The sequence below is a fragment of the Bacillus sp. 105MF genome (genome assembly GCF_000374885.1).
Classification (GTDB): domain Bacteria; phylum Bacillota; class Bacilli; order Bacillales; family Bacillaceae_G; genus Bacillus_A; species Bacillus_A pseudomycoides.
In genome coordinates this window covers 7,241-20,442 of record NZ_KB895604.1, presented here as the reverse complement: position 1 = coordinate 20,442, position 13,202 = coordinate 7,241, and the positions used below count along the sequence as shown (strand labels likewise).

Sequence of the window (13,202 nt, the reverse complement as noted above, 5' to 3'; positions counted from 1 at the left end):
GATATAAAGTAATTCCTTCTACCTCAAGTTCTTCTTTTAATTTCTCTACCTCTTCTCTTTTAAATAAAAAACTTCCATCTAAACGCCATGTATCCTTATTAATTGGATTTAGTTGTCCCTGTTTCATCAAATTATTAAATGTGAAGTGACTAATATCTAAGTACTCTTTTACTTCATTCGTGGTCATATTTATTTCATATGTACTAAGCATTTACGTTCCCCCTAATATTCCATTTATATATATAAGAAATAATATTATTATGTAAATTATAATTTATAAAAAAGATAATTTAAATTTATTATAACATAAATAAAAAGTAAACTATTTAAATTGATATCTAATAACGGGATATAATTTATAATTAAATTCATTTTTATTATATTATAAAACGAATGAGTAAGAATGAATAAAAGTAAACAGATAATAACCATAGAAAATGTGCAATTTTCTATGATTATTATCTGTTTACTAATAATTAAAGTTTAATTTCTTTATACAACTAGTTTTACATGTATATAGGTTATAATAATAATAGAGTGTAATTCCTTTAGGAGTTGATATATGATGAAATTTGAAATGAATAGACTGCATAAGGATAGTTCTTTAGAAATTATTGGAAAACAAAAACATGAATTCGCAAATATAATTGCAATGTGGAATGAAGATATTCTAAAACAAGCGGAGCAAAGAAAAGAAAACAATGAACGAGAAGATAAACAAACGTATGATGGTTTTTCTGATGAGGAGATACTGTACTACTATTTAAACCGACAAACTCATTTTGATAAGGAAAAACGGATAAAGGATAATTCACGTGTTTTATATGCACGTGATCTAAGTCAATTCTATTTTTTTATTAAACAAAGCACAGAGTATCTGCAGCAAGATGTAAAAGATTATGAAGATGGTCGTGTATGGAGGAATCTACGAAAACGTCATATCCGTAACTATCAAAGGTGGTTGTCAGAAGAGGCAGTTTCCTATCAATCCAAGGAGAAATACAAACCATCCACAATAAGTAGAAAGCTAGGTGTAATTCGATCCTATTTAAAATGGCTATATGAAATCGGATATATTCAGGAGCCACTTCATGTAGAAGTATTGAGTACCACAGTAGGCAAGCATCATAAACCAAAGAGGGATTTATCCTATGAAGAAGTAAAGCAGTTACTTCGTTATTATCAGGATAACGAGATTAATTATGCTTTATTATCTATTCTTGCGACAACGGGGTTACGTGTCGCGGAAGTTGCTCATGCGAAGTGGGAAAACCTTGAATTTGATTCAATACGTGATCGGTATTACTTGACTGTAGATACAAAGGGTAATGGTGAAAGAATTGTTTCTATTAATAAGGAGATTTTTCATCGTATTGTTGCCTTTCGTATACGCTGACGACTTCCTATTAATATAGGTAATAAAAATGGTGGTACCATCTTTCAAACTAAAAATCATACAGCATATCGAGAAAATTATTTATCTCAGTACATTACAAAGATTATAAAGGATACGGAGCTATCGTTTACGAAAGATATTAGAATAACGCCTCACTTCTTTAGACACTTTTATGTACAGTACTTGTACGATTACAAAGAGTTACCACCACATCTTATCGCAGCCGCAGTAGGTCATAAAGATGATAGAACGACAAAAGAAAATTATTTAAAGCAACGTTTAATCAAGGATAAGGATGCGGGGAATTTAATTGGTGAAGATGAATTTTAATATGTAATTAATACATAATAAATTCAAAAAAGGAAAGGTGAAACCGATATTAGTTTCACCTTTCCTTTTGAATTGTTTTAAATATTTATACTGCATAGACTTCAATTTTTGTAGGATTAGAAAAGCGACGTTCTAATTCTTTTTTAATTTTTTCAATAGCAAAGAACGCAGAAGATGCATATACAGTGATTACTTTTTTTATAAAAGTATTACCCGTTATTAAAATGTATCTTATTGAATATGATGAAATCACACTCTCACCCTTTCACATATCTATTGTATTTAATATATATGCTGACAGATGTGGATATATTCTCAAAAGATATAAGGTGAGTAGACAAGTGGTATGAAAAGTTTTTTTACACCAGAACCAATAAAGATGCAATTATAGTATCTTTAAAACGTAAAATTAAGAAATTGGATGAAGAAAATAAAGAACTACATGAGCAGTTAAAATTTGCTTATGCAGAGGTATATAAAAAAATCTAAAGGAACATCGTTCCCTCCTTTATTCAACTAAAGGGCCAGATTGTGGAATAAAGGATTTTTACAATGAAGACAGAAGTATTTTAGGGTAAAAAAATAACTTATACGAGGAGGAACCTCTGCTGAAAAAACATCATGCGTTACAGTTGTATGATTATCATGTTTGGGCGAACAACAAGTTTTTCGAGCGATTGAAAGAATTGTCGAAGGACATTTATGATTGGGAAATACAAAGTGTTTTTCCCTCGATTGCGGAGACGTTTGTTCATATTTATACGGGAGATACAATATGGCTCGGTGTAATGCGGGAGAATAGTATGGAAGAGATTCAAGCTTCCATCACTCAAGCGCAAGAAAAGACAAAGAATAAGAGTCTTGAAGAAATGGAAAAGCTGTTTCAACATTTGTCAGAAAGAGTATCAGGAGTTTCTTAACAATGAAAGTGATTTGGATAAAGAGATTTCCCCCGAACATCCACAATTTGGGCGTTTAGATACTCATCTTTCCGAATTGGTTCAGCATGTTGTTAACCATGGTACATATCATCGCGGAAATCTTACGGCAATGATACGTCAACAGGGTTACACAAGTGTATCCAATGATTATGTTTTCTATCTTTATGAAATCAGCTCGACAAATTAGTTTTTTCCCTTAACTTAAATCTGGGGGACAAAAAAGTATTCATCTAATTTTCGCAATCGGGCGCGATTGTGAAACAAAAAGTAAAAGGGATGATACATATTAGGGTTCTGTTGCAAAGTTACCCAAAACATAGAGAATCTAGGGTTGCATCGTTAAATGGTTATGCAACCATTAATAATTCCTGTAATTCGTTATACACCGAAAAGGCGGAGCCTATTTGAAGACTTCGCCTTTGTTTGTATAGGGCATGAATGGTTTCAATGCCTTTTATTGTGCCGTCATTTTTTTCCAAAGTGTACTTGAGTTTCGAAAACTTTGCAACAGAACCTTTTTTGTTTTTATTGAACTACTCACCACTTAACGTCCTTGCGGACTGTTTGAAGTGGGAGATTCCTAAGTACAGAGTTCTACTGAACTCTAATGGATTAGGCTATCCCCGTAGTTCCTACGGTTAAGAGACGAATTGACTCATTTCTCAGATTGAGTGCTGCATTTCGATCTCGATCGTGATGTGTGCCGCAAGAAGGACAATCCCACACACGAATAGTTAGATTTTTAACGTCTTTGTTTTTGAATCCACAATTGGAACATAGTTGACTAGAAGCAAATGTTTTAGATACCACGACAACTTGTTTACCATACCATTTCGCTTTATATTCCAACATAGCTCGAAATTGTGACCAAGATACTTCACTAATCGCTTTTGCAAGCTTTCCATTTTTGAGCATGTTACTGACTTGTAAGTCTTCCATACCGATGACATCGTGGTTTTTGATGATTTCAGTAGAGAGCTTATGAAAGTAATCAGCTCTTGCATTTGCAATATGTTCATGGATTCGTGCAACTTTCACGCGTTGTTTATTCCAGTTCGAAGAACCTTTCGTTCTTCTGGAAGGGATACGCTGTGCTCTCGCTAACTTTTCTTCTAATATACGGAAGAATTTAGGGTTCTTGTATGTTGTACCATCAGAAAGAATGGAAAAATCTTTTAATCCAACATCAATTCCACAATTGGATTCAGTTTTAGGCATTTTTTGTACCTTTGTTTCGACAAGGACAGATACAAAGTATCTACTACTTGGGTTGCGTCTAATCGTTGCATTTAAAATACGACCTTCTACTTCACGACTTTTGGCAAAGCGAATAAGGCTAAGTTTCGGTAATTTCATTTTGTTACCTACAATTGCAATATTTCCGTTTGTTTGCTTGGTTGTGTATGATTGAACTTTATTATTTTTAGACTTAAATCGTGGGATATCATTCTGTTTCTTGAAAAAACGTGAAAAAGCATCTGCGAGGTTTTTCAATGTGGATTGAAGGGCAATACTATCGACTTCTTTTAACCAAATCGTATCCTGTTTTTTCTTTAATTGGGTGAGCTCGGCAGAGCAAGAAGGATAGGTTAATCCTTTTCCTGTTTCTTTATAGGTATCATTCCAAAGAGCAAGAAAATGGTTAAATACAAAGCGACTGCACCCAATAGTTTTAGCAATTAATATTTCTTGTTCTTTATTTGGATAGATACGAAATTTATATGCTTTATTTACTAACATGGGTTGCACCTCGCTTTTTTGTATGATGCCTACAGTATACTAAAAAACGTAGGCTTACGCCTACCGCCATTCATCTCCCACCTGAAATTGGTGTTTCACACCTTCCCATTTTTGAGGAAGGAGTCTTCTGTCGGAAAAAGATAAATTAATGAGTTTACTCCCCCAAGATATATCAAATGTTATAGAAAAAAGTGATGTAATTACATCTCCAGAATTAGAAAAAATCCTTAATAAGGTTCACGAGAAATGGAACTTTGAATTACATAAAGGGGATTTTGTAATTAATTATAGTAATTTCAGAAAAGAATTTAGTTGGGAACAAAAGGTTATTCAGTATGTGCAAGGGATAGATATTGAAGAAAAATTAGTATATTTATTTTTAGGGATAGATGACAGCCCAATATTTCTTGTTAACGGAAAATGAGCAATAGAGAACTTTAGCATTCTATGGCAATGTATTAATAATGATGATATATGGATTATTAGTCAAAGTTTTAGCTATGGGGGATATTTGGAACACGACCCCAATCCAAAAGAAATTCTCTATGCAATTACTAAATGGGATAATTAATTTAAAGACTACTTCAACTAAAGTATCTTTTCTTTTCACTAGATATCAACATTATCATTTAACAAAGCCAATAAAAAAGAGGGATTATATGGAACAGCAATCTCAACTGTTGGTAAATAATGTATCACTATGACCTAGTTTCATGTATTATTTTAACAAAGAAAATTAAAAAATGAATTTAAAAGGGTCCTTACGTTGAATACATGTACTCAACGTAAGGACGGATTATGTAAAATGACAATAAAGTTATTTAATTAGCAAGTAAAAAGTGATATTGTGAGCAGAATGAAAAATATCAAAAAGTTGATTTAGAAAAAGCACTGTCAAAATCTTCAGCAATGCTTTTCGATTAGACGTACTACGATAATGAGCGTCTACTTTCTTCTATACGCTTGCTCATGAATAGAATACAAATTTGTATTTAAAATAAGTTCTGTGTGTGTTTATATATTTACTTTAATTTCAAGATACGTTCTACTTCCTTCACACTTAACTTACTTGCTTTTGCAATAGTTTCAAGCGGTACACCAATTTCATGCATCCCTCGAATCATTTGCATCTTACCTTGCTCAATGCCTTTTTCCATACCCTCTTGTTCTGCATGTGCAAGCTTCGCTTGTTCATCAAGTAAAAGCTTTTCACGAGCTTCATATGCAATTCGGAAAGAAGAATCATGACTCATATTTTCCCATTTATCCATCGCTTTTTGTAAGATTGGATCTTGATTCATAGCAATCTCCTCCAGTGTTTGAGTTAAATGTTCATCTTCATGTGCCGGTAATAATAACACCCAACGAACAAATGCATTTTCCCATGGGTTCACTTTTTCTTCGCGCCACTGTTTAACTAGCTTTGGAATCTCTACAAAATGGATTTCCATATCATCACTCAATACTTGATGTGTCCTTGTATTCCAGAGTTTCCCGGTTGTATGAAATGCTTCTTCATTAGAAAACAACTTGAAATCTAATAAGTTGATGGTTATTGTTTTTCGAAGCGAACGATACGGCATGCCTTCTTGCATTTGAGAAGTATATAATTTAGACCAATAATAGAGGGAACGTTTAATCATATCATGTGTATTGCGGAGCTGTATCTCTACATTTATTTGTGTTCCATTATCAAGGGTTGCGAGTAAATCTAAAATGGATAATTTATCGTCTTCATATGATTTGTGGAGATGTGGGTCTTCCAATTGTAAAGACACAATCGGCACATCTAAAAATTCTTCTAAAATGGCATTAAGAAAGCCCGTGAGAATATCTTCACTTCCTTTTGTACCAAATAATTGTTTAAACGCAAAATCAATTCGTAAATTTACTAACTTATTGGACATGGATTTCCTCTCCCTGTCGTTTCTTTTTCTTAGTATTATTGTACAAGATAAATCGATTTGTATGCAAATCCCGTTTCTGTTACAAAGTTACCCAAAACATAAAGAATCTAGGGTTCTGGTGCATACCATTATAAATATGCATCCGGTCATGAGGGAGATGCCCCATTAGTAGGCTTTTCCCCCAGAAAAGCTAAAATTAGTCTATATTTTGCAGCTGGTGACCCTAGGAAAGAAGAACTATTAAAAAGCTTTGGAAAATACACATCTGGAAAATCGTGTATTTATATTAATAAAATAGCAGACATTGATAGTAATGTTCTAAAAGCGCTAATCAAACAATCTGTAAATTTTTTGAAAGAAGAGTATCCAAATCATTAATGAAATTTATGGAGAAAATTAAGAAACAGGTATTTTGAACACACATTAAAATACCTGTTTTTAGAATAGGATTTGAAGGGAATTTCAGAACATGGTAATCATATTATTCTGATTATGCCTTAGGAAGATTATGAAGGTGCTCTTTTATGGGTACGGAAACGATTCAAAGAATAACCCGCCGCATCGGAAAAAATTTCCAATTTCAGCGGGTGATTTTTATTATACTTTTATAAGATTCTCATAAAAAACAGCTACCGCCTATAGCGATAGCTGCGCTATTCATTACTTCGCGCTCACAATCTTATAATAAGAACGAACTGTTAAGAAGTAATATCCGATATAAATAACGCTATACACACCGATACTCATTAGTAATGGAATCAGAATTTCATTTGGCATTACTGTCTTTAATCCTTTTAATGCAAATAAGCTGTGGCAGATTCCTACTAATAATGGAATCGCGAAGATAAAGCCTACTTGTTTTGCAATCGCTCTTTTCATTTCTTGTTTTGTAACTCCAACTTTGCGGAGTACTATATAGCGATTACGGTCTGCACTTGCTTCTGTTAATTGTTTGAAGTAAATGATAGAACCTGTTGCTAGTAAGAACACTAGACCTAAGAAGAGACCGATAAACATCATTAACCCTGTTGCTTCCAGCATCTCGTGGAAACCAGTGTAGAAATCATTGAAAGGTTGTTTAAATTCTGTTTCCCCAGTTCCAACTGGCATCGCTTTCCTTAATTTCTCCGTTAGTACTTTACCATTCTTTTCATCTTTTACATCGATATTTTTAACAATACGTGTCTCAGATACTTTTTTTGCACTGTTATATACTTCATCTGGTACAACAACGAATAATTCACCTAAGTTCGTTAGAGTACGCCCTTCAGCACCTTTAATCGTCAATGCCTTTGTTTCATTTCCTATTGGGAATACAGCTTTGTTCCCTTTATATACCGGACTAAATTCATGACCTTCAATATACAAACCATCATATACAAAAGCTTCATCAGCAGCTAAATTTACTGCATCTACATCCATTTTCTTTGCTATTTGATTAAATGCTGATTGCGATACAAGCTGATATTGCTTGGTAACTGAATCCAGTTTATTCCTACCCATATCTACTTTTTTTCCTTCAAACTTCCCTGTCACAGGAACCATTTCTATTTCGAATTGGTTCGTTACAGGATGGCTCTGTTTCTCTTCATCCAAAATCGCATTTACTTTCTGATCAAGTACCGCATCTTTTTTCTCGTAAGAATAACTGTATGGTGCAAAAGATCTCACTTGTTTAAACGTATTGTAATATAGCGTTACAGATGTACCAACTGCTGTTAATGTGACTGCACTTAATATCGCAATTGTCGCAAGTGACTTCGCATTTCCTTTAATACGATATAGTAACTGTGATGCCGTCACTATGTTCATGCTATTATAGAAAGATGATTTATTATGTCTTGCACGTTTCAACACAAATACAGTAAAGAACATAAATAGTAAGTACGTTCCTAATACTGTCGCAAGTAAAATATACAGTGCAACTATCATAAAGTCCGCATACTTAACTGCTTTATCATACATCAGTGATAAGAAATAACCTGAACTAATTAAAAATACTGAGATCAACGCCATAATCACTGACCCTTTTGGCATTGCTTCTCCTTCACGTTCCGCATGGAAAAGCTCAATCAGTTTAAAGCGGTAAATTAAACGATATCCTTGAAGTGATGTGTACAATATAATCACCATAAAGATAATTGCTGTATCAACAATCGCGGACATCGGTACTTCAAAGTGAACATTTAAGTTTAATCCCATCATACTTACTAGTAGTTCAAGGAATAATTTTGAAAGCACACTCCCAATCGCAATTCCAATTACTAATGACATTAATCCCATTAACATATTTTCATAAAACAGCATTTTACCAATTTGTCTTTTACGAATACCTAATAAAGAATATAATCCAACTTCTTTTTTACGCTTTCGTGTAAAGAATCCGTTAGAGTATATAATAAATACCGCTACGAAAATAATAAGCATTACACTTGAAGCTTGGAATCCCCCACTAATTTTCTTGGAGCCTTCCGCGGCTTTTTCCATTTGTGAATTGTACTGAAGTGCCTTAAATGTAAAATACATAACGATGCTAAAGATCATAGATGCAAAGTATAAAAAGTAATCTTTAAAGTTCCGCTGTATGTTGCGGAGAGCAATACTAGATAATGTCATCTGCCATACCCCCAGAAATTGCAGACATTACGTCGACTACTTGTTGGAAGAATTGTTTACGAGTTAATTCTCCGCGGTGTAATTCTTTATATAACTCGCCATCTTTAATGAAGATAACTCGCTTGCAGTAACTTGCTGCAAACGCATCATGCGTTACCATTAAAATGGTTGAATTATCATGTTCATTTAACGACTTCATACTTTCCAATAAATCTGTTGCTGATTTTGAATCAAGTGCTCCTGTTGGCTCGTCTCCAAAAACCATACTCGGATTCGTAACGATTGCACGTGATGCCGCGCAACGCTGTTTCTGTCCACCAGATACTTGATAGGGGAACTGATTTAAAATATGATCAATACCAAATTTCTTCGCGATTTCAAGAACACGGCGATCAATTTCACTTGCCTGCACCCTTGATAACGCAAGAGGTAAAGCAATATTCTCTTTCACCGTTAACGTATCTAATAAGTTATAATCTTGGAAAATGAATCCTAAATGATTACGGCGGAATAATGCCAGCTTATCATCATTCATTTTCACAATATCTTTTCCCTCAATTAAAATTTCACCGTTAGTCGCATTATCAATCGTAGAAAGAACATTTAAAAGAGTCGTTTTACCAGACCCAGAAGGTCCCATAATGCCAACAAACTCGCCCTCTTTTACTTGCAAGTTAATCCCTTTTAACGCTTCAAATTTATTTCCACCTGTATCGTATACTTTTTTAATTTGTTTCGCCTCTAATACTGTCTTCATTTCTATCCTCATTTCATCTATTCTTCTATTCTTCTATTCTCTATTTTCATTCTATAATCTCTACTCTTGCCACTATCAATGATTCCTACATAACATGACAGTTTTATAAGGCCTACTAACAGAAGAAGCTTAAATTTAACTTTACGAATGAAAGTACTTTGTTACTATAGCATTGGGAAATCGTACTAACTATTGATTCTTCTTACATAAACATTACAATTATGTAAGGTTAAAAAATCACCCTATATAATTAGGCATAGCATACCGGATGGGGCTATTTTTTTCCTGAAATTCTATTTGCAAAGTGATCATATAATGGATTCGGTCCTGTTATAAAAACTTAAAAAGTCTCTTCAGAATATACTTTGTACCCTTAAAAATGAACATGCCAAATATACCTTAATCGGCCAAATTTCAAAAATTATGCACTTAAACTATATGAAGAAGGAAATATGACAGTAAAACAAATTTGTGAAATTACCAATGTTTCAAGATCTTTTTTATATAGGAAACTACAAGATAAAATATAAGAAAAAACACTCGCTACAATTGAAAAAGTTTTCAGTTGTAGCGGGTTATTCTTTGAATCTTTTCCGTATCCTTAAATGGTCAATTCTTCGTAAAATACCCAAAAAAGACCGTCACAGTATTGTGACGGAAAAATGGAAAAATTTTATTAAATTATTACTATTATTATTTATTCGTAGCTTTTAAAGCATCTAACACTATTTTGGTGGCTTCTGCAATAAGTTTATCATCGTATTTAGCATCCTCTTTATCATGATTAGAAAGTATCGCAAGAACAATTGGCTTTTTATTTGGTGGCCAAATAATTGCGATATCATTTCGGGTTCCATAAGATCCTGAGCCAGTCTTATCGGCTACTTCCCACTCTCCTGGAACTCCAGCACGAATTAAGTTGCCCCCCGTAGTATTCCTTTTCATCCAATCTATTAATAAGTCCCGTTTCTCAGTTGAAAGTACATCTCCTAGCGCGAAAGCCTGAAGACTAGTAGCTAATGCCTTTGGAGTACTAGTATCATGGGTGTCTCCTGGATGCACTTCGTTTAATTCTGGTTCAAAACGTTCAGGATTTGTAACAGTATCTCCTATTGCTCTCAGTGATTTTTTGAATTCACTAGGCCCACCTAATTGTTTAAGAATAAGATTTTGTGCAGTATTATCACTATATCGAATGGAAGCATCTGCAAGCTCTTTCAGAGTCATACCTGTATCAACATACTTTTCTGTAATTGGATTGTAATTAACAAGATCTTCGCTAGTATACACAATTCTTTCATCTAGATCTTCTATTGATTTTTTTTGTAAAAGTATTCCCACAGCTAGAGCTTTGTGGGTAGATGCGTATGCAAACCGTTCATCTGATCGATAAGTAACGATTTGATTCGTACCAGTGTCCAATGCATAAATACCGAGTTTAGCATCAAATTCTTTTTCAAGTCTAGCAAAAGAATGATTAACTGTATTTTCTTGTTTGGTTTGTTTAGGTGGTTCAGATTGAGTATTACTATTGGAACAGCCTATAAGCGTTACACATGAAAGAAATAATACAGGTACAATCTTTTTGTAATGTGAAATGTTAAAAAACTTGTTTAAGACTATCATAAATTTTCAACCTCTTTCAAGAATATATGGATTTTGTCTAGGTATTCTAAATACCGATGCAATTAAAGAGTGTATAGGATAACACTCTTCTTGCATCTCTCTTATCATAAAATGAGCGAACTATCATGAACACCTGTTTTATACGTATACTTAATAGACAATCTAAGTAACAAGTTTGTTCCATACATTTAAAAATATTTTCAATCAACGACAAAGTTATTAACAAAAAATGAAAAATAACAACTATGATAGCTGCCATTTCTCATTTCGAACCATATTTTTATTCTTTAGATTATAAAGGCTTGTATATAAACAGAGTCTCTTCAACCCTTGCTAGTAGGGGTCACCATACATCGACATCAAGCTAAGGTTTTGAAGTACCCCCTAAATGAAAATTTTCTTTCTCTACAGTTAGTTATTTTGAGAAATCAGCTCTTTTTTTTGTTTTGGGGGTGTTTACTTTTTTTAAGTTGATGGCCATGTATGGTGACCCCTAATAAGTGTTCCTGTAGCTGCATGTAGTTGACTACACAGTCTAACTAAAGAATCACTCGCTATCCGTTGACTCATCCAAACACAGATAGTGGCTAAGTCATGTCTTGAAAACTTACGCTTTCGTTGAACAAAATCTAACTCTCTAGCAAGCTCTTCTAAAAATGAAGGAGTAAAATATTGATATAATTCCTCAGTAAATAATTGGAGTTCATCTTGAATCGAAAGATTCATAAAAAATGCCATCCTTTCTGTATATTTCTACAAAAAGAATAGCGATTTTTTCGCTATATGGATACAAATTTATCTTAACTTGATGGTGGTGTATAGTGACCCCAAATAGTGATTTTATAAATGTCAGAGTGCCACCACAAAACACCATTAAAATGGTATAATTAGTTTATAATAACATTTTATGGAGATGGTTAAAATGATATACAGTCTTGTGAATATAGGAATAAGTCTGGTAATTGGAATTATCTTTATATCAACTTCATTACTATTGAAAAAAAGACCACCGACAGATATTAATGCAATATTTGGCTATCGAACAACTAGATCTATGAAAAACATGAAACTTTGGGAATCTGGAAATAGGTATAGTGCTGAAATCATGACACAAAATGGATTTATAATTATTATACTAGGAAGTATTATCAGCCTATTTTTAAATAGCCCTTCCACTGCAATACTTTTAATTATGGGATCTATGCTATTACTAATAATCAGTATGTTTATAAGAGTGGAGAATAAGCTAAAAAAACTGGAAGAACCATGTAGCTAAAATTTTTGTATAGAGTATTTGTGAAGCTTTATAAAAAAGTTCGATCAAAAATACTTTGCAAACTTATATTGTACGATAAAAAAACGAATCTTTTTTCAAAATAGATTCGTTTTTTTTTTTGAATGGACATTCCATTTTTAAAAGATGTTTGATTAAAACCCACTTAGAATTTCTTAATTAAAGGAGATAGAATATCGCAACTTTTTTATAAACACCGTGACTTTATTTAAAAGCGACATTAGAAAGAATAACGTTTTTTTGTACTTAGGGGGAGTGAAATTTCTTAAGTTGATGGGCATGCAGCTGTACCCCTAATAGAAATTATTAAGTAAATATTGATGTAAATTTAGTGAAAAAGCTCTTTAGCATTCTAAAGAGCTTTTTCATTAATTATAAATATACGAGCGTGTATTTATTTTTATTTCCCCAAAATAATTACATGAAAATCTATTATTTCGAACTATCCCATGACCCATCTGAGTTAAAATAGTACCATTTGCCATTAATTTGTTGCCAGCCTGTTTGCATGGCTCCAGAAGAGTTGAAATAATACCAAATACCATTAACTTGCTGCCAATCTGTTTGCATAGCTCCAGAAGAATTGAAATAATAC

9 protein-coding genes and 7 pseudogenes are annotated in these 13,202 nt (G+C 33.1%); 7 read left to right on the top strand and 9 right to left on the bottom strand.

The features are described 5' to 3' along the window. The coding region (locus C564_RS0127990; protein ID WP_026008732.1) for a helix-turn-helix domain-containing protein at positions 1–211 on the bottom strand (211 nt) is incomplete at its 3' end. A gap of 354 nt (positions 212–565) precedes the next feature. Here C564_RS0127990 and C564_RS33880 point away from each other — a divergent pair. From C564_RS33880 to C564_RS38525, 3 pseudogenes are all read left to right on the top strand, one after another. Continuing rightward, a pseudogene (locus tag C564_RS33880) lies at positions 566–1,726 on the top strand (tyrosine-type recombinase/integrase). A 369-nt stretch (positions 1,727–2,095) separates the two neighbouring features. Next, positions 2,096–2,215, top strand: a pseudogene (locus C564_RS37870) (DUF6262 family protein); the annotation flags it as partial. A 119-nt stretch (positions 2,216–2,334) separates the two neighbouring features. Further along, positions 2,335–2,854 (top strand): annotated as a pseudogene (locus tag C564_RS38525) (DinB family protein). Between the two features lie 160 nt (positions 2,855–3,014). On the opposite strand, the pseudogene C564_RS37865 reads toward C564_RS38525, so the two are convergent. Next, positions 3,015–3,128 (bottom strand): annotated as a pseudogene (locus C564_RS37865) (IS6 family transposase); the annotation flags it as partial. A gap of 151 nt (positions 3,129–3,279) precedes the next feature. Further along, complete coding sequence (gene tnpB, locus C564_RS0127970) at positions 3,280–4,407, bottom strand: IS200/IS605 family element RNA-guided endonuclease TnpB (protein WP_018767680.1); 1,128 nt, start codon at positions 4,405–4,407, stop codon at positions 3,280–3,282. A 148-nt stretch (positions 4,408–4,555) separates the two neighbouring features. Between tnpB and C564_RS33870 the strand changes: the two genes are divergently transcribed. Continuing rightward, positions 4,556–4,831, top strand: a complete 276-nt coding sequence (locus C564_RS33870; RefSeq protein WP_231382369.1) for a hypothetical protein — start codon at positions 4,556–4,558, stop codon at positions 4,829–4,831. Between the two features lie 598 nt (positions 4,832–5,429). Here C564_RS33870 and C564_RS0127955 read toward each other — a convergent pair. Then, positions 5,430–6,314 carry an Rpn family recombination-promoting nuclease/putative transposase gene (locus tag C564_RS0127955; protein ID WP_018767679.1) on the bottom strand — a complete coding sequence of 295 codons (885 nt, stop codon included), beginning with the start codon at positions 6,312–6,314 and terminating at the stop codon, positions 5,430–5,432. Between the two features lie 111 nt (positions 6,315–6,425). Between C564_RS0127955 and C564_RS35635 the strand changes: the two are divergent. After that, a pseudogene (locus tag C564_RS35635) lies at positions 6,426–6,692 on the top strand (DUF1801 domain-containing protein); the annotation flags it as partial. Between the two features lie 282 nt (positions 6,693–6,974). Here C564_RS35635 and C564_RS0127950 read toward each other — a convergent pair. Together C564_RS0127950 and C564_RS0127945 are read right to left on the bottom strand one after the other, a co-directional pair. After that, complete coding sequence (locus tag C564_RS0127950) at positions 6,975–8,930, bottom strand: ABC transporter permease (protein WP_018767678.1); 1,956 nt, start codon at positions 8,928–8,930, stop codon at positions 6,975–6,977. After that, positions 8,917–9,687 carry an ABC transporter ATP-binding protein gene (locus C564_RS0127945; RefSeq protein ID WP_018767677.1) on the bottom strand — a complete coding sequence of 257 codons (771 nt, stop codon included), beginning with the start codon at positions 9,685–9,687 and terminating at the stop codon, positions 8,917–8,919. The genes C564_RS0127950 and C564_RS0127945 overlap by 14 nt, the downstream gene beginning before the upstream one ends. 419 nt (positions 9,688–10,106) lie before the next feature. Between C564_RS0127945 and C564_RS35630 the strand changes: the two are divergent. After that, positions 10,107–10,217: pseudogene (locus C564_RS35630) on the top strand (helix-turn-helix domain-containing protein); the annotation flags it as partial. 163 nt (positions 10,218–10,380) lie between these two features. On the opposite strand, the gene bla reads toward C564_RS35630, so the two are convergent. Together bla and C564_RS0127930 are read right to left on the bottom strand one after the other, a co-directional pair. Beyond that, positions 10,381–11,313, bottom strand: a complete 933-nt coding sequence (bla, locus tag C564_RS0127935) for a class A beta-lactamase (protein WP_018767675.1) — start codon at positions 11,311–11,313, stop codon at positions 10,381–10,383. Between the two features lie 495 nt (positions 11,314–11,808). After that, positions 11,809–12,039, bottom strand: a pseudogene (locus C564_RS0127930) (IS4 family transposase); the annotation flags it as partial. A gap of 196 nt (positions 12,040–12,235) precedes the next feature. Between C564_RS0127930 and C564_RS0127925 the strand changes: the two are divergent. After that, a complete protein-coding gene (locus C564_RS0127925) occupies positions 12,236–12,589 on the top strand; it encodes an SdpI family protein (protein ID WP_018767673.1) in 354 nt (117 codons plus the stop codon). Between the two features lie 450 nt (positions 12,590–13,039). On the opposite strand, the gene C564_RS38520 is transcribed toward C564_RS0127925, so the two are convergent. Then, positions 13,040–13,202 (bottom strand): choline-binding protein A (locus C564_RS38520; RefSeq protein ID WP_196811510.1); only part of this gene is annotated, 163 nt, incomplete at its 5' end.

Excerpts from the sequence above, each read along its gene's own strand:
- C564_RS0127925 (WP_018767673.1), top strand. The coding sequence starts at position 12,236 with ATGATATACAGTCTTGTGAATATAGGAATAAGTCTGGTAATTGGAATT.
- C564_RS0127945 (WP_018767677.1), bottom strand. The coding sequence starts at position 9,687 with ATGAAGACAGTATTAGAGGCGAAACAAATTAAAAAAGTATACGATACA.
- C564_RS0127950 (WP_018767678.1), bottom strand. The coding sequence starts at position 8,930 with ATGACATTATCTAGTATTGCTCTCCGCAACATACAGCGGAACTTTAAA.
- C564_RS33870 (WP_231382369.1), top strand. The coding sequence starts at position 4,556 with ATGAGTTTACTCCCCCAAGATATATCAAATGTTATAGAAAAAAGTGAT.
- tnpB (WP_018767680.1), bottom strand. The coding sequence starts at position 4,407 with ATGTTAGTAAATAAAGCATATAAATTTCGTATCTATCCAAATAAAGAA.
- C564_RS0127955 (WP_018767679.1), bottom strand. The coding sequence starts at position 6,314 with ATGTCCAATAAGTTAGTAAATTTACGAATTGATTTTGCGTTTAAACAA.
- bla (WP_018767675.1), bottom strand. The coding sequence starts at position 11,313 with ATGATAGTCTTAAACAAGTTTTTTAACATTTCACATTACAAAAAGATT.